This window comes from Caulobacter sp. LjRoot300 (genome assembly GCF_964253875.1).
GTDB lineage: Bacteria > Pseudomonadota > Alphaproteobacteria > Caulobacterales > Caulobacteraceae > Caulobacter.
Genome location: NZ_CAXUSA020000006.1, coordinates 60,092 through 75,746, shown reverse-complemented (window position 1 = coordinate 75,746; position 15,655 = coordinate 60,092). Strand labels below are relative to the sequence as shown.

Genomic DNA, 15,655 nt, shown 5'->3' with positions numbered 1-15,655 from the left:
CGATCGCTTGACAGCCGATGTTACAGGCGTAATCGTTGGCGTTCGGAGATTGGAACGCCATGAACATCACCCAGGCCGAAAGCCGCATCATGGACGCGCTCTGGACGCGCCAGCCCCTGACGGTGGACGAGATCATGGCCGAGGTCGCCGAGGCCCAGGGCTGGGGCGAGGCGACGGTCAAGACGCTGATCAACCGGCTGCTGAAGCGCAAGGCGATCCGTTCGGACCGCATCGAGGGCCGGGCGCGCTACGCCCCGATCATCCAGCGGGCCGACTATGTTCAGGCCGAGAGCCAGAGCCTGCTCAACCGCCTGTTCGACGGCCAGCTGACGCCGCTGGTGGCGCATTTCGCCCAGCACCGCGCCCTGTCGACCGACGAAATCAAGCAACTGAAGACTCTGATCGAGGGTCTCGAACATGATGGCTGAACTGCTGGCCCTGACCCTGTTGCGCACTCAGGCGGCCGCCGCCGCCGCGGTGCTGCTGGTCCTGCTGTTGCGCGGCCCGATGCGGGCGGCGTTCGGGGCCGGCCTGGCCTATCGCCTGTGGGCCCTGGTGCCCGTGGCGGCGATCGCCACGGTGTTCCCCAGCCTGTCGGAGACCCTGGGCTCGGGCGCGCCGCCGCCGCTGATGGGCGAGGAGCGCGCCGTGCTGGTGATGGCGATCTGGCTGGCCGGCGGTGTCGCCCTGGCCACGGTGATCCTGCTGCAGGAGCGCGCCTTCCGGACCCGAGCCCAGGCCGGGCGCGCCGGTCCGGCCGTCATGGGCGTCTTCTGGCCCCGCATCGTGCTGCCGGCCGACTTCTCGACCCGCTTCGACGAGCAGGCCCGCAAGATGGTCGACCTGCACGAACGCGCCCACATCAAGCGCGGCGACCCGATCGCCAACCTGGCCATCGCCGCCGTCCAGGTCCTGGGCTGGTGCAATCCGTTCATCCACCTCGGCGCCCTGTGCGCGCGACTGGACCAGGAGATGGCCTGCGACGCCTCGGTCCTGAGCCTGCGCCCCAACCTGCGCCGCCCCTATGCCGAGGCCCTGCTGGAGGCCCATACCAGCCGGACCGGCTCGCCCCTGGCCTGCTTCTTCGCGGCCCATCCGCTGTTGCTGCGGGTCAGGCTGCTGGCCCGGCCCGAGCCCAGCTATCGCCGCCAGACCGCTGGCGCCGCCGCGATCGCCCTGATCGCGGTGGTCACCGCTCTGGGCGTCTGGACCGTCACGCCGCGCGGCCCGCTGCCCAGCCAGGAGATCTCCTGGCCCGGCCGGTTCGTCGGCGACGGCCCGGTCGACGGCATCACCCTGCCCAAGCTGCACCATTAAGGCTGTCAGTCGCAAGACGCTTCGCACCCATGGCTTGACGAATCCGATTACATCTGTAAGTTTTTTGAACTACAGACGTAATCCGCGCCGGGCGCGGCGACAGGCGGGCCGCGATCATGACCTTCGTCCTCAGGATGCCCAAGGCGCGCGGCCCCCGCACCCGCCGCAAGGCGCTGGCCGCGCGGGTCTTCGAGCTGGGCGTCATGGCCCTGGTCGTCTTCGCCGTCGGCCTGATGGTGATGTTCACCGTCCGCTACGAGCTGAAGGTCGAGCCCAAGGCGCCCGCCGCCGGCGCCCGGCTGGTCCAGGCCCGGTCGATGGCGCGGGTGCGCTGGGCCAGCGTCAAGCCGCGGCTGGTCGCCCGCCTGGCCCAACCGCACGCCCTGGAACTGGGCAAGGTATGGGCGCGGCGCGACGGCCGGATCTGCGGCCTGGTCAACGGCTGGGGCAGCTTCGGCGGCCTGACCGGCATGACCCGCTTCTACGCCCAGGGCGACGAGCCGGTGTTCAAGCAGGACGGCCGCCCGGACTTCGAGGAGGAATGGTGGGCCTGCAAGCGCGACCGCTACGTGGTCATTCGCGAGGGCTCCGAGGAGACGGGCTTCTGCCCGACCCGGCTGGGGCGGCAGCGGTGTTTCGACGTGGTGTACGGGCGGTAGGGCGGACGCGGGACGCCCCCTCCGTCACGCCGCTTCGCGACGCGCCACCTCCCCCGCGATGCGGGTGAGGAGGATGCAGCCTTCTCTCCTCCCCCGTGCAAACGGGGGAGGTGGCGCGATGCGAATACGCATCGTGACGGAGGGGGCGTCGACGGCCGCCCTACTCCACCCGCGGCAGCACCAGCGCCACGCGCAGGCCCGGGCCGAAGCCGCCGTATTCGCCGGGCCCCTCGGCCAGCTCCAGACGTCCGCCGTGCGAGGCGGCCACCGCCTGGACCAGCGACAGGCCCAGCCCCGCCCCCGGCTCGCTGCGGCTGTTCTCCAGCCGCACGAAACGCTGGACCACCCGGGCGCGGTCGGCCTCGGGCACGCCGGGGCCGGTGTCGGTGACCGAGAACTCCAGCTCGCTGGACGAGGTGCGCCGGGCCCGCAGCATCACCGCCCCGCCCTCGGGCGTGTACTTGATGGCGTTGTCGAGGATGTTGGCCAGGGCCTGGGCGATGAACTCGCGGTTGCCGCGCACGCCCAGGGCGGGGACGATCTCGGCCTTGAAGTCCAGGCCCTTGTCCTCGCAGCTGGCCTCGTAGAGCTCGGCCATGTCCGAGGCCAATTCGCTGGCGTCGAAGACCTCCTGGTTCGGCGCCTCGCCGGCCGCCTGCAGCCGGGCGATGGCCAGAACCGCGTTGAAGGTCTTGAGCACGCCGTCCGCGTCCATCAGCGCGGTCTCCAGGGCCGCCACCGGATCGCCCTTGCCGTTCTCGGCGTCGATCAGGGCCACCTCCATGCGCGCTCTCAAGCGCGTGAGCGGCGAGCGCAGGTCGTGGGCGATGGCGTCGCCGGCGTGGCGCAGGCCGCCCATCAGCCGCTCGATGCGGTCGAGCATGTCGTTGAGGCCCTCGGCCAGCTCGTCGTACTCGTCGCGGGTGCCGCGCACCCGGGCCCGGGCGTGCAGGTCGCCAGCCCGCACCGCGTTCACCACGTCGACCAGTCCCTGCATGCTGCGCGAGACGTTGCGGCTGATCAGCACCCCGCCGGCCAGGCCCAGGATGATCACCAGCGCCCCGGCCCCGCGCAGGGCCCGGACGATCTTCATCACATAGCCTTCGGACTCCTGGACGTCGGCCCCGACGAACAGGGCCTCGCCGCCGCTCAGCCGCTCCTGCACCCCCCGCGCCGCGCGCTTGACCTCGGCCCCGTCGATGTCGGTCTCGGTGAGCTTGAAGGTCTCCCAGGTCGGGCCGGGACCGGTGAAGTCGTCGATCGGCGACTCCTCGATCGAGCCGGAGATCCGCTTGCCGTCCTTGTCCAGCAGCAGATACAGGAACGGCCGCTCGCCGGTGGCCCGCTCGACGATGGTCTGGTTCAGGGCGTTGACGCCGCCCACCCGGTAGGCGGCCTCCAGGCTCTCCATCTCGCGGGTGATGTCGGCGTCCGCGCGGCGGTTCACCTCGCCGGCCGTGGCGATGTAGATGTAGCCCAGGAAGGCGCTGGCGGCCGCCGCGAACAGGGCCAGGAACAGCAGGGTCAGCCGGAACGGCGTCGATCGGATCAGGCGCGGCAGGCGCATGGTTTTCAGGTCTTCTTGCCGAGCAGCGCCGCGACGTCGCGACGGCTGTCGAAGACGCGCATGATCTCCACGCCGCCTTCTACCAATGGCCGATAGAACACCGTCCACGGCCGAACGCTATGACGACGTAGCGCCTCGTCGTCCAGGCTTCGCGCCAGCGGCGCCAGGTTCGGAAATTTCGCCAGACGCTGCAGGCTCGTGTTCAGACGCCTCATTACCCCCGTAGCGCGATCTTCCCCGTTACGCTCGCTGATCCATTCGAAAATGCGTAAAAGATCCTCCTGCGCCGCAGAGGAAATCAGGAGGCGCGCCATATTTGGTGTTCAGACCCGCTTCTTCGACGCCTCGAACCGCGCACGGCCTCGAGCGATGATGTCTTCCATATCGAGTTCCGAGACTTCCCCACGTGCGATCTGCTCGCGTGCTTCCTGAAGGGCGACCTTCAGGGCGTCACGGTTGCGATCGATCCACGCGTCGACATCAGCATCGGAGAGTTCCGGACCGAGGAGCTCTTCGTCATGGGGAACGGGCTGGGTCAGCTTGTTCATGGCCTCAACCTAACACGGGTCCGCCATCGGCCAAACCGCCGCCTACGGATCGAGCCGGTAGCCGGCCCCGCGCACGGTCTGCAGCATGGCCCGGTCGAAGCCCTTGTCGATCTTCGAGCGCAGGCGGGAGACGTGCACGTCGATGACGTTGGTCTGCGGGTCGAAATGGTATTCCCACACCTTCTCCAGCAGCATGGTGCGGGTCACCGACTGGCCGGCGTGGCGCATCATGAATTCCAGCAGCTGGAACTCGCGGGGCTGCAGGTCGATCTCCTTGCCCTGGCGATGGACCGTGCGGTTGATCAGGTTCATCTCGAGCTCGCCCACCTTGAGGGTGGTCGCCACGGCGCCGGTCTCGCGACGACGCGACAGGGCGTCGACCCGGGCCATCAGCTCGGCGAAGGCGTAGGGCTTGACCAGGTAGTCGTCGGCCCCGGCCCGCAGGCCGGTGACGCGGTCGTTGATCTCGCCCAGGGCGGACAGGAACAGCACCGGCGTCTGGTCGCCCTCGCGGCGCAGGGTCTCGACCACCTCGACGCCGTTCTTCTTGGGCATCATCCGGTCGACGATCATCACGTCGAACTTGCCCTTGCCGGCCTCGGTCAGGCCGGCCTCGCCGTCGGGCGCGTGGACGCAGTCGTAGCCGGCCTCGGACAGGCCGTGGCGCATCGCCGCCGCGGCCTCTAGATCGTCCTCGATGATCAGAATACGCATCACCAGCCCCCAAAGCAGGAAGGGGCGTCATCGCACGAATCGATGACGCCCCAGTCGTGTTGTCGCCACGTCCACCCATGGTGGCGCGATCCGCGCTCTGGCGAAAGCCCCCTTGCGAGGACCCCCTTGCGAGGGCCTCAGTGATCGTCGCCCGAGTGTGGATCGACATTCAGCTCTGGGGGCTCGAAAACCTCGTCCTTCGACAAGCTCAGGATGAGGTTTTCCACTGCCCGGGCCTGCAACTGGTCCTCATCCTGGGCTTGCCGAAGGACGAGGACCACGCACGGCCTTGAATGTCGCTCCGCTCTACGGCGCGATCTTCAGCGGCACGATCGTGGGACGACCGGCGCGGATGATCCGCAGATTGACGCTGGGACGCTGCAGCTTCTTGGCCGCCTCGACCGCCGACGACACCTGGGCGGCCGACGAGACCGGCTCGCCGTTGACGCTGGTCAGGACGTCGCCCTTGCGCAGCCCCTTCTCGCCGGCGTCCGAAGTCGCCTTCACGCCGTCGATCAGCACGCCCTTGACCGCCGCGTCGATGCTGTAGGTGCGGCGGGCCGCCTCGTCGATCGGCACCAAGGTCATGCCCAGGGCCTCCGACTTCTGGGCCTGCGGCTTGGCCGGCGCGTCGGCGCCGCCCTCGTCGCTGTCGTCGTCGTTCAGCGATAGTTCCTTCTCGGTGGGCCGCACGCCCGACTTGATCTCGACCGTGCGCGGCTTGCCGCCGCGCAGGACCGATAGCTTCAGGGTGTCGCCCGGGCGGCCCTTGGCCACTTCGCGGGTCAGCTCCGAGTTGCTCTTGACCTCGACGCCGTTGACGGCGGTGACCACGTCCTCGGGCATCAGGCCGCCCTTCTGGGCCGGACCGCCGGGCACCAGGTCGGCGACGATCACGCCCTTGACACCGCTCAGGCCTTGGGCCTCGGCCATCTCGCTGGTGAAGGACTGGATCTGGGCGCCGATATAGCCGCGCACCACCTTGCCGCCGGCGATCAATTGCTTGGCGGTGTTTTCGGCCACGTCGGCCGGAATGGCGAAGCCGATGCCCACCGAGCCGCCGGTCGGCGAGAAGATCGCGGTGTTGACCCCGATCACCCGGCCGTAGATGTCGAACGACGGACCGCCCGAATTGCCGCGGTTGATCGGCGCATCGATCTGGATGTAGTCGACGAAGGTCGACGAGCTGTCGCCTAGGTCGCGGTTATAGGCCGAGATGATCCCGGCCGTGGCGGTGCCGCCCAGGCCGAACGGGTTGCCGATGGTGATCACCCAGTCGCCGACCCGCGGCTTGGCCTGGTTCTCGAAGTTCACGAACGGGAACGCCGCGCCCTTGGCCTTGGGGTCGACCACCTTGAGGACCGCTAGGTCGGTGCCCTCGTCGCGGCCGACGATGGTGGCCTTCAGTTCGCGGCCGTCCTTGAGCACGACATTGATGCCGTCGTCGTCGGCGTCGGCCACGACGTGATTGTTGGTCACCAGGTAGCCGTCGGCCGAGATGAAGAAGCCCGAGCCCGAAGACTGCTGCTTGGGACCGGGGGCCTCCTCGCCGTCCTCGCCCTTCTGGCCCTTGGGCACGATGTCGAAACCTTCCAGGCCGGGAATGCGCAGCTTCGGCGCGGCGGCGGCCTTGGAGGTGACGTCGATCTGCACCACGGCCGGCGAGACCTGCTCGAAGATGTCGGCGAACGACATCGGCGCGCCGGGCGGCGGCGCGAACATCGGCGTCCCGCTGGCCATCGGCGCGCCCGAGGTGCGGATCACCTGGACCGGCTCGGCGGCGCCCGCGGGGGCCATGCGCATGCCCACTCCGACCAGCGCCGCGCAGGCCACGCCCGCGCCGGCCACCGCACCGACAAAGAAACCAGACTTCCTAGCAGCCATCTTACGTCTTTCCTCACCCACGGCGCGCGGCGCCGGGTCCTTGGCTTGAGAACCTAGTTGCGCTGGCGAAAGGCGCAATGGTCTTCGAAGAGATCATGCGTCCACGCTCAAGATGGTCTTGCGGCGTCTTCGCGGCGCAATCGTGTCATTCGTCCTTCAACAACACCTGAAGACGCGCTTCCTCGACCTGTGAAAGCGCCGGCGTATCTTCGCCGTCAGCCGCCGAGGCGGGGCGTCGGCGCAGCAGCAGCGCCATCAGAACGCCGCCCAGGATGAGCACGATCCCAGGCGTGGCCCAGAGCAGCGCGTTGCCCGGCGAGAATGGCGGCTTGAGCAGCACGAACTCGCCGTAGCGCTCGACCAGGAACGCGCGGATCTGCTGGTCGCTGCGTCCCTGCTTCACTTGGTCGCGCACGACCTGGCGCAGGTCGCCGGCCAGGGCGGCCTCGGAGTCGTCGATGGACTCGTTCTGGCAGACCAGGCAGCGCACCTCGCGGAAGATCTCGCGGGCCCGGGCCTCCTGGACGGGGTCGGGCAAGCGCTCGGCCGGATCGGCGGCGGCTCCGGCCATGCAGGCGATGGCGGCGAGCACGAGCAAGCCGCCGCGAAGCCCCCTCCGGCCCTCTGGGCCACCTCCCCCAAGGGGGGAGGATCCGCGCGGCGCGCCGGCCATCAAATGCTCCCCCTCTGGGGGAGCTGTCGCGGAGCGACTGAGGGGGTCACGCCGCCGTCTCCGCCTTGCGCGCGACTTTCTTGCTCCCAACGGCGAACCGCAGCCGCCGGTCCGACAACGACACCGCGCCGCCGATGGCCATGACCAGCGGACCCAGGAAGATCAGCCGCACCCACGGATTGACGAAGGCCCGCACCAGCCAGGCCGGCTGGCCGCCCGCGCCCGCCCGGCGCTCGCCCAGCACCACATAGAGGTCGTCCAGCACCTTGGGGCAGATCGCCACCTCCGAGGTGGTCTGCTTGCCTGTCGGGTAGAAGCGGCGTTCGGGCCGGGCCTCGCAGACCGGCGCGCCGGCCTTGGTGATCTTCACGATCCCGCGCTCGGCGATGTAGTTCTCGCCCTCGACCGTGCCGACGTCGGTCAGGACCAGTTCGTAGGCGCCCAGCTTCAGCTGCCCACCGACGCTCAGGGCCTGAGCCGCCTCGACCCGCCAGGTGGTTTCGAAACTCGCGCCCAGCACGAAGATCCCCAGGCCCGCATGGGCCAGGGTCGTGCCCCAGGCGCCGCGCGGCAGGCCGGTCAGGCGCCGGCGGACCTCGGCCCAGGGCGCGCGGAAGGCCTTCACGCGCTCGGCCAGTTCCAGCAGCGCGCCGCCGACCAGCCAAAAGCCGACGACGAGGCCGGCGCTGGCCAGGGCGCTGCGCGGGGCGACCACGGCGAAGGCGACCAGGCCCAGGATCGCGGCGCAGGCCAGGGCCAGCCAGAGGCGGCGGACCACCAGGCGCGCGTCGCCGCGCTTCCAGGCCAGCAGGGGCCCCGCCGGCAGGACCGCCATGGCCAGCACCATCAGAGGAACAAAGGTTAGATTGAAGAACGGCGCGCCCACCGACACCGCCTCGCCGTCCGTGGCCTCGCGGATCAGCGGGAACAGGGTGCCGACCAGCACCACGGCCGTGGCCGTCGACAGGATGATGTTGTTCAGGACAATGGCGCTCTCGCGGCTGACCGGGGCGAACAGGCCGCCGCTGTTCAGGCTGGGCGCGCGCAGGGCGAACAGCACGAAGCCGGCCCCGGCCGCCACGCCCATGATGGTCAGCAGCAGGATCCCGCGCGTCGGGTCCACCGCGAAGGCGTGGACGCTGGTCAGCACGCCCGAGCGCACCAGGAAGGCGCCCAGCATCGAGAAGGTGAAGGCCGCCAGGCCCAGGAACACCGTCCAGCCCGGCAGGGCGCCGCGCTTTTCCAGCACCACGGCCGAGTGCAGCAGGGCCGTACCGATCAGCCAGGGCATGAAGCTGGCGTTCTCGACCGGGTCCCAGAACCACCAGCCGCCCCAGCCCAGCTCGTAATAGGCCCAGAAGGCGCCCAGGGTGATGCCGACGGTCAGGAAGCTCCAGGCCGCCAGGGTCCAGGGCCGCACCCAGCGGGCCCAGGCCGCGTCGACCCGCCCCTCGATCAGGGCGGCCATCGAGAACGAGAACACCACCGAAAAGCCGACATAGCCGCAGTAGAGGAACGGCGGGTGGAAAGCCAGGGCCGGATCCTGCAGCAGCGGGTTCAGCGACGCGCCCTCGACGGGAACGTCCAGCAGCCGGGCCATCGGGTTGGAGGCGAAGACGGTGTAGGCCAGGAACAGCACGCCCAGCGCGCCCTGGGTGGCGACCGCATAGGCCCGCAGGCGCGGCGGCAGGGCCTCGCCCAGGCTGGCCACGGCCGCGCCGTAGCCGGTCAGCACCAGGCACCACAGCAGCATCGAGCCCTCGTGGCTGCCCCAGGCGCCGGCCACCTTGTAGAGCATCGGCTTGGCGGTGTGGGAGTTGGCCGCGACATTGGCCACCGAGAAGTCCGACACCACGAAGGCGTGGACCAGGGCCAGGAAGGTCAGGGCCGTGCAGAGGAAGGTCCCCACCGCCGCGCCCCGCCCGGCGCCGGCCAGCAGCGACGACCGCCGCGCCCCGCCCACGGCCGACAGGATCGTCTGCAGGACCGACAGGACCAGGGCCAGGACCAGGGCGTAGGCGCCGAATTCGGTGATCATGAGTTGGGCTTCCCCGCCCCATAAGCCGGCTTGGCGCCGTCGCCGCGCCATTCGCCCTGTTCCTTCAGGGCCTTGGAGACCTCGCGCGGCATGTAGCGCTCGTCGTGCTTGGCCAGCACCTGCTTGGCGACGAAGGTTCCGGACTCGTCGAAGGCGCCCGAGGCGACGATGCCTTGGCCCTCACGGAACAGGTCCGGCAGGTCGCCCTGGTAGCGGACCAGGGCGGTGGAGCGCTGGTCGGCGACCACGAACTCGACCAGCCCGTCCGGGTGCTTGACCACGCTGCCGACCTTGACCAGGCCGCCCAGCTGCACCTTGCGGCCGGCCGGCACGTGGGCGGCGGCGGCCTGGGCCGGGGTGTAGAACAGCGAGATGGCGTCGCGCATGCCCCACAGGGCCAGGCCCACGGCCAGGGCCACCACCGGGGCGGCGACGGCCAGGACCATCAGGCGGCGGCGCGCCTTGCGGGATTTGGGCAGCAGGCTCATGGCTGGGAGGTCTTCTGGGATGGGGTTTGCGCCGCCTGGCGCAGGGCGGCCAGCACCTTGGGCTGGTCCTTGTAGCGCGCCTGGGCCTTGGCCTGGGCGGCGTCGCGGCGGGCGGCGTCGCCCAGCACCGCATAGGCGCGCACCAGCTTGATCCAGCCGTCGGGATCGTCGGGACTGGCCTCGAGCCGCGCGGCCAGGCCGGCCACCATACCCTGGATCATGTCCTGGACGTCCGCGCCCTGCGTGGCCTCGGCCGGCTGGCCGGTGGGGGCGGCGCTGGCGCGCAGGCCGCCGTCGGCCTGGACCTGGGCGATCTGGTGGCCAAAGCCCATGCGGCGCGGGTCGTCGGGCGGCAGGTCGGCCAGCAGCGCCTTCCAGTCGGCCAGACCGCCCTGGACGTCGCCGTCGGAGATCCGGGCCAGGCCCAGGTGGTAGCGGGCGCTGACATTGCTAGGATCGCGCTTGAGCGCCTCGGCGAAGGCCTTGCGGGCGTCGGTTCCGATCTCGCCCTGGCCGTCGGCCACGAAGGTCTCGCCCAGCCCCGCCCACAGGTCGGCGCGGTTCGGGGCCAGGATCACCGCGCGGCGCAGGGCCTGGGACGCGCCGGTGGCGTCACCGGCCATCATCCGGACCAGGGCCAGGTTCTTCAGCGGTTCGGGGTCGGTCGGGCGCTGGATGGCGATCTGCTCCAGCACCGCGGCCACCTTCTGCGGCTCGAGTTGGGTGAGGTCGGTCCTGCGCCATTCGGCCACGCGCTTGAGGAACGGCTGGTCGGCCATGCCCAGCCCGCCGACCAGGCCGTAGACGCCGATGGCCAGCACGGGGGCGGCGGCGGCCAGGGCCAGCACCAGCGGCCGCAGCTTGGGATTGGCCGGCGGCCACGGCGCCTGGCGGTCGGCGGCGGCGATCAGCCGGCGGCCGGCCTCGGCCCGCGCGCCCTTCAGCTCGGCGTCGGCCAGCAGGCCCCGCTCGGCCAGGTCGTCGATCTCGGACAGTTGCCGCCGGTGCACGGCCAGGCTGGCGTCATCGCCCGCGCCCAGGGATGCTCGCGCGGCGCCGCGCAGCATCAGGGCGGCGACGACGGCCGACAATCCCGCCGCGGCGATCCAGAAAGCGATCATGTTGCGCGTGTTAGCGGGGAAACGGGGGCGAACGTTAGCGAAAAAATTCCGTAAGGGGAGCCTTCCCCCTGCTCCGCTCATCCCGGCGAATGCCGGGACCCAGATCCCATGGCGGAGAGTCTGATTGGACGACCGCTGAGTTCTTGGCGTCCGCCACACCGCCATTCCAGCTGGGTCCCGGCATTCGCTGGGATGAGCGGGGTTTGGGGATAGATGGACGAGGCGTTGAAAGCCGGCTCTAAGCCGCCGCCGCCATCGCCGCGGCCGCGCGGCGGCGGACGATCTCGGCGGTCTTCTCGTCGCGGCTGTAGGCGATGTAGCCGGCGGCCAGGTCGACATAGAGGCGGGCCAGCCCCTGGTCGCCGCCGTCGCCGGTGCGCACGATGTGCAGGATGTCCTCGATATACTGGTCCAGGCGCCCGTTCAGCTTCTCCAGCACCTTGGCGCGACTGGACCCGTAGCCGCTCTGCATGGCGCAGCCGCGGATCTCGGCGATGAACACCAGCACGGCGGTCAGCCGCCGGACCTGGGCCTGGTCGGGCTCGGCCGTCAGCTGCGGCACGCCCTTGCCCTTCTTGCCGCCGAGGATCGAGATCGGCCGCAACGGCAGGGCCGCCAGCAGCTCCTTCTCGGCCGCGTTCATCCGCCCCTCGACCACCTGGGCGATCGCCTGCTTATGCTTGGCGACGCGCCGGCCCCAGGGACCGTCCCTGACCAGGTTCACCGACTGCTCGAGCTCGGTGATCTGCTGGGCCACCCTCTGGGCGGCGGCGGCGGCCTTGCGGCCCTCGGCCTCGCCCTTGACCGGGTCGAAGGCGGCGATGAAGTCGATGTTCCGCTCGATGTCGATCAGCACCCGCTCGCCGAACACGCCCACCTCGGACGAGGCCCAGAACTTGTCGCCCGGACGGTCCATGACCGCCGAGATCACCCGCAGGATGCGGAAGTCGTCGGGCAGGTGGGCGGCCAGCATCTCGAACAGCAGCGGCCCGGCGTCCGGACGGATGGCGCAGGCGTCCTTGTAGGCCAGCCGGGCCGAGGAGGCGCGCTCCTCGCTCATCCTGCTGACCCATTCCTGCAGCCTGGGCAGGGCGGCGCGGACGATGGCCGACAGCTCCAGGCAGGAGGCCAGCTCGTCGATGTCGCAGATGGCGTCCAGGGCTTGGAAGCCAGGCTCGGCCTGGGCGCGCAGACCTTTGGCGGCGATCTTGCACAGCTCGTTGAAGACGTCGGGCGGGCCCTGTTCCAGGTCCCACGGATTGCAGCGCGCCGCGGCCTCCTCGACCTTCGCGGCCGCCTGCCGCTTCAGGGCGGCCCACAGCAGCGCCAGGGTGCGGGGCGGGAAGGAGGTCTGCTCGGTGTCGCGGGCGGCGCACAGCGGGACGATCGGGGCCAGCACGCTGTTGCGGACATAGCGGGCGGCGACCTCGTCCTCGACCAGGCCGCGCACGATCGCCAGCGCGCCCTGCCCGCCGGCCGGGCCGGCCAGGGCGAGTTCGAGACTGCGCAACGCGGCGTCAGGCGCGGTTTCCACCAGCTTCCGCACCATCAGCAACTTGTTGGCGGCGATCGCTGCCATAACCCCCCACCGAACGGGCCCGCTCCGGGCCGCGTCAACCATGTCGCCAACGAGGTTAAGACTTTCCGAAACCATAAGTTTTCGCGGCCCGAACAGGGGCGTCGAAAGGTCGCTGGGGGCATGGAGCGACCTCCGCGAAATGTTGGGTTGAGCCGAAGGTTTGAACCCTCTCCCAGAGGGAGAGGGTTTTTTCTCACCCCTCCGAGCGCGGCAGCACCAGGGTCACGCGCAGGCCGCCCAGCGGCGAGGCGCCCAGGGTGACCGAGCCGCCATAGGCGCGGGCCAGTTCGTCGACGATCGACAGCCCCAGGCCCGAGCCGGGCGTGTGCTCGTCCATCCGCTGGCCGCGCTTGAGGGCGTCGATCCAGCGATCGGGCGGCAGGCCGGGGCCGTCGTCGTCGACGGTCAGGGTCATGCGCTCGGGCGAGCTGGCCACCGCCTCGGCCCGCACCTTGCCCTTGCACCACTTGCCGGCGTTCTCCATCACGTTGCCGGCCAGCTCCATGAAGTCCTGGCGCTCGCCCTGGAAGCACAGGTCCTCGGGGCACCGCCAGTCGATCTCGACGCCCTTGTCCTGGAAGATCCGCTCCAGGGTCACGGCCAGCTCGTCCATGATCGGCTCGACCGGCGTGCGCTCGCCCGAGGTCTGGGAGCGGGCGGCGGCGCGGGCCCGGCGCAGGTGGTGGTCGACCTGCTCGCGCATGGTCTGGGCCTGGCGCGCGACGACCTCGGCCAGGGCGCCCGGCTGCTGGCCCGCCTCGGTCAGCATCACCGACAGCGGGGTCTTCAGGGCGTGGGCCAGGTTGCCGACATGGGTGCGTTGGCGCTCGACCACCTCCTGGTTATGCGACAGCAGGGCGTTCAGCTCGACGGCCAGCGGCGCCAGTTCCTCGGGATAGTCGACGTCCAGCTTCTCGGCCCTCCCGCGGCGCACGGCGGCCACCTCGCGGCGCAGGCGGAACAGCGGCACCAGGCCGACCCGCACCTGCACCACCACCGCGGCGATCAGGCCCACCCCCAGGATGACCAGGGCCAGGGTGGTGATGCGCCCGAAGCGGTCGGCGTCGGCGTCGATCGGCGAGCGGTCCTCGGCGGCGATGAACACCACCGGCCGCGGATAGCCCGGCAGGCGGGCCAACAGGGCGGCGGCGCGCAACGGCCGGTTCTGCGGGCCCTTGAGGTCGAAATACAGGGTCTTGCCCGGCTCGGACATCAGCCGCTCGGACTGCTCGACCGGGATCATCAGGTCGCTGTCGAACAGCGAGCGCGAGCGCTCGATCACATTCAGCCCGCCGGCTCCGGCCGGCTGGTCGAAGATCGTCCAGTAGCGGCCGGAATAGGCCCGGGTGGCGCGGATGTCGGTCAGGACCGGGGCCTTCAGCACCCCGTCGTCGACGGTGGAGCCGGCATAGAGGTCGTCGGTCAGCACGGCCAGCGACTGGTCGAACCGGCGGATCGCCGCGTCGCGGAACTGAGCGGTCAGGAAGACGCCCGCCAGCACCAGCACCACCAGGTTCCAGGCCGCGGCCAGCAGCACCAGCCGCCGGACCAGCGAGCGCTTGCTGAGGTCCCACACGGTCAGAGCCCGCCCAGGAGCGTGGCGATCGCGGGATCACGATCCGATTGCGTTCCGCTCACCTCGCCCCTCTTTCAGCCATCTTTTCGAGGCCCGCACGCCCTACTGGTTGTCATCCCGGAAGCCTCGCAGAGGCTGTCCGGGACCCAGGGGACTGGGCAGACGCGGTGCGGTTCACCTGGGTCCCGGACAAGCGCTGCGCCCGCCCGCCGTCTGGCGGGCCGCTTACGCGACCCGAGGCCGGGATGACAACAGGAGACGAACAGCCCCATCGGGTCTGAACCTAGCCTTCCGTCGTCTCGCCTTCCAGCGGGGTCAGGCGGTAGCCCAGGCCGCGCACGGTCTCGATGCGGTCGCTGCCCAGCTTCTTGCGCAGCCGGCCGATGAACACCTCGATGGTGTTTGAGTCACGGTCGAAGTCCTGGTCGTACAGGTGCTCGACCAGCTCGGTGCGGCCGATCACCCGGCCCTGGTGCATCATCATGTAGTGCAGCAGGCGGTATTCCAGCGAGGTCAGACGCAGGGGCTCGCCGTTGACGCTGGCCCGGGCGGCGCGCGGGTCCAGGCGCAGGCCGCCGCACGACAGGGTCGGCGAGGCGTGGCCGGACGAGCGGCGCAGCAGGGCGCGCAGGCGGGCCAGCAGCTCCTCGGTATGGAACGGCTTGGTCAGGTAGTCGTCGGCGCCGGCGTCGAAGCCGGCGACCTTCTCGTTCCACGAGCCGCGCGCGGTCAGGATCAGCACCGGCGTGGCGACGCTGCCGCGCCGCCAGCGCTCCAGCACCGAGACGCCGTCCACCTTGGGCAGGCCCAGGTCCAGCACCACGGCGTCATAGGGTTCGGTCTCGCCCAGGAACTGGGCCTCCTCGCCGTCGGGGGCGTGGTCGACGGCGTAGCCCGCGTCGCCCAGGGCCAGCTTCAGCTGGCGCGACAGGTCGGGATCGTCTTCGACAAGCAGGATGCGCATGAAGGAGCCTCTGTCTCGTGACGCTGGATATGGGGACTTAGTTGGCGCTGAGGATCTGGCCGGTCCGGGCGTCGACGATGAAGTCGATGCGGCGGCCGTCGGCCGTGGCCCAGCGCACGCGATAGTTGGGGCCCTCCAGGCCGGCGTCGAGCACGCGGCCCGGCGTGCGGCGGCCGATCTGCTCGATCACCCGCCCCAGCGGCACCAGTTGGCCCGACTGCACGCCCCCGCGCGCCTGGTCCTGCCGGGCGCGCCAGTCGGCGCCCAGCGAGTCCGGCCCGCGCTGGGCGGACGCCGCGCCCGGGAGGGCGGCGGCGACCAGGGCGGCGGCGAAGAGGAAATGGATCGGCTTCATGGGCTCCGGTGTAGAGCGTCGCGGCTGAATAGAGGCTGAACACGGCCGTTATGGACGGGCAACGTCGTTCTGTCACGGATTCGGCGCGGGGTGTTGCTCCTTGGGCCACAACGCCCTGGATCGCGTTGGTTATCCCGGGGGCGGAACGATCGCCGGGCACTTGTCAGCCTGA

The 15,655-nt window shown here is 70.5% G+C and carries 16 protein-coding genes; 3 read left to right on the top strand and 13 right to left on the bottom strand.

Annotation, left to right across the window (positions count from 1 at the left end):
* Positions 1 to 59: 59 nt before the first annotated feature.
* From ACSQ2G_RS20035 to ACSQ2G_RS20025, 3 genes are all read left to right on the top strand, one after another.
* Complete coding sequence (locus ACSQ2G_RS20035) at positions 60 to 428, top strand: BlaI/MecI/CopY family transcriptional regulator (protein ID WP_057186465.1); 369 nt, start codon at positions 60 to 62, stop codon at positions 426 to 428.
* Positions 418 to 1,317, top strand: a complete 900-nt coding sequence (locus ACSQ2G_RS20030) for a M56 family metallopeptidase (protein WP_436033889.1) — start codon at positions 418 to 420, stop codon at positions 1,315 to 1,317. Before ACSQ2G_RS20035 ends, ACSQ2G_RS20030 begins: the two co-directional genes overlap by 11 nt.
* A gap of 116 nt (positions 1,318 to 1,433) precedes the next feature.
* Entirely contained in the window at positions 1,434 to 1,976 is a 543-nt protein-coding gene (locus ACSQ2G_RS20025; RefSeq protein ID WP_436033887.1) for a hypothetical protein, read from the top strand.
* A gap of 160 nt (positions 1,977 to 2,136) precedes the next feature.
* On the opposite strand, the gene ACSQ2G_RS20020 is transcribed toward ACSQ2G_RS20025, so the two are convergent.
* The 13 genes from ACSQ2G_RS20020 to ACSQ2G_RS19960 all read right to left on the bottom strand — a co-directional run bounded on the left by ACSQ2G_RS20020 (position 2,137) and on the right by ACSQ2G_RS19960 (position 15,483).
* Positions 2,137 to 3,543 carry a sensor histidine kinase gene (locus tag ACSQ2G_RS20020; RefSeq protein ID WP_310082330.1) on the bottom strand — a complete coding sequence of 469 codons (1,407 nt, stop codon included), beginning with the start codon at positions 3,541 to 3,543 and terminating at the stop codon, positions 2,137 to 2,139.
* Between the two features lie 5 nt (positions 3,544 to 3,548).
* A complete protein-coding gene (locus tag ACSQ2G_RS20015; RefSeq protein ID WP_436033885.1) occupies positions 3,549 to 3,857 on the bottom strand; it encodes a type II toxin-antitoxin system RelE/ParE family toxin in 309 nt (102 codons plus the stop codon).
* Positions 3,858 to 3,866: 9 nt separating this feature from the next.
* Positions 3,867 to 4,091 carry a hypothetical protein gene (locus tag ACSQ2G_RS20010; protein WP_436033883.1) on the bottom strand — a complete coding sequence of 75 codons (225 nt, stop codon included), beginning with the start codon at positions 4,089 to 4,091 and terminating at the stop codon, positions 3,867 to 3,869.
* Between the two features lie 42 nt (positions 4,092 to 4,133).
* Positions 4,134 to 4,805: a response regulator transcription factor gene (locus tag ACSQ2G_RS20005; protein WP_436033881.1), complete on the bottom strand. Its 672-nt coding sequence runs from the start codon at positions 4,803 to 4,805 to the stop codon at positions 4,134 to 4,136.
* Positions 4,806 to 5,111: 306 nt separating this feature from the next.
* Positions 5,112 to 6,689 carry a trypsin-like peptidase domain-containing protein gene (locus ACSQ2G_RS20000; RefSeq protein ID WP_436033879.1) on the bottom strand — a complete coding sequence of 526 codons (1,578 nt, stop codon included), beginning with the start codon at positions 6,687 to 6,689 and terminating at the stop codon, positions 5,112 to 5,114.
* A gap of 145 nt (positions 6,690 to 6,834) precedes the next feature.
* A complete protein-coding gene (locus ACSQ2G_RS19995) occupies positions 6,835 to 7,260 on the bottom strand; it encodes a cytochrome c-type biogenesis protein (protein WP_436034050.1) in 426 nt (141 codons plus the stop codon).
* A gap of 148 nt (positions 7,261 to 7,408) precedes the next feature.
* Positions 7,409 to 9,400 (bottom strand): heme lyase CcmF/NrfE family subunit, encoded by a 1,992-nt coding sequence (locus tag ACSQ2G_RS19990; RefSeq protein ID WP_436033877.1) that lies wholly within the window; start codon positions 9,398 to 9,400, stop codon positions 7,409 to 7,411.
* Positions 9,397 to 9,888, bottom strand: coding sequence for a cytochrome c maturation protein CcmE (gene ccmE / locus ACSQ2G_RS19985; RefSeq protein WP_436033875.1), 492 nt, complete (start codon positions 9,886 to 9,888; stop codon positions 9,397 to 9,399). The genes ACSQ2G_RS19990 and ccmE overlap by 4 nt, the downstream gene beginning before the upstream one ends.
* The gene (gene ccmI / locus ACSQ2G_RS19980) at positions 9,885 to 11,009 is read right to left on the bottom strand and encodes a c-type cytochrome biogenesis protein CcmI (protein ID WP_436033873.1); all 1,125 of its coding nucleotides are present in this window, start codon (positions 11,007 to 11,009) and stop codon (positions 9,885 to 9,887) included. Before ccmI ends, ccmE begins: the two co-directional genes overlap by 4 nt.
* Positions 11,010 to 11,247: 238 nt before the next feature.
* Positions 11,248 to 12,588 (bottom strand): hypothetical protein, encoded by a 1,341-nt coding sequence (locus tag ACSQ2G_RS19975; protein WP_436033871.1) that lies wholly within the window; start codon positions 12,586 to 12,588, stop codon positions 11,248 to 11,250.
* 193 nt (positions 12,589 to 12,781) lie between these two features.
* Positions 12,782 to 14,164, bottom strand: a complete 1,383-nt coding sequence (locus tag ACSQ2G_RS19970; protein WP_436033869.1) for an ATP-binding protein — start codon at positions 14,162 to 14,164, stop codon at positions 12,782 to 12,784.
* A 283-nt stretch (positions 14,165 to 14,447) separates the two neighbouring features.
* On the bottom strand, positions 14,448 to 15,128 hold the full coding sequence (locus ACSQ2G_RS19965) for a response regulator transcription factor (protein WP_436033867.1): 681 nt from the start codon (positions 15,126 to 15,128) through the stop codon (positions 14,448 to 14,450).
* A 37-nt stretch (positions 15,129 to 15,165) separates the two neighbouring features.
* A complete protein-coding gene (locus tag ACSQ2G_RS19960) occupies positions 15,166 to 15,483 on the bottom strand; it encodes a PepSY domain-containing protein (protein ID WP_436033865.1) in 318 nt (105 codons plus the stop codon).
* Positions 15,484 to 15,655 lie beyond the last annotated feature (172 nt).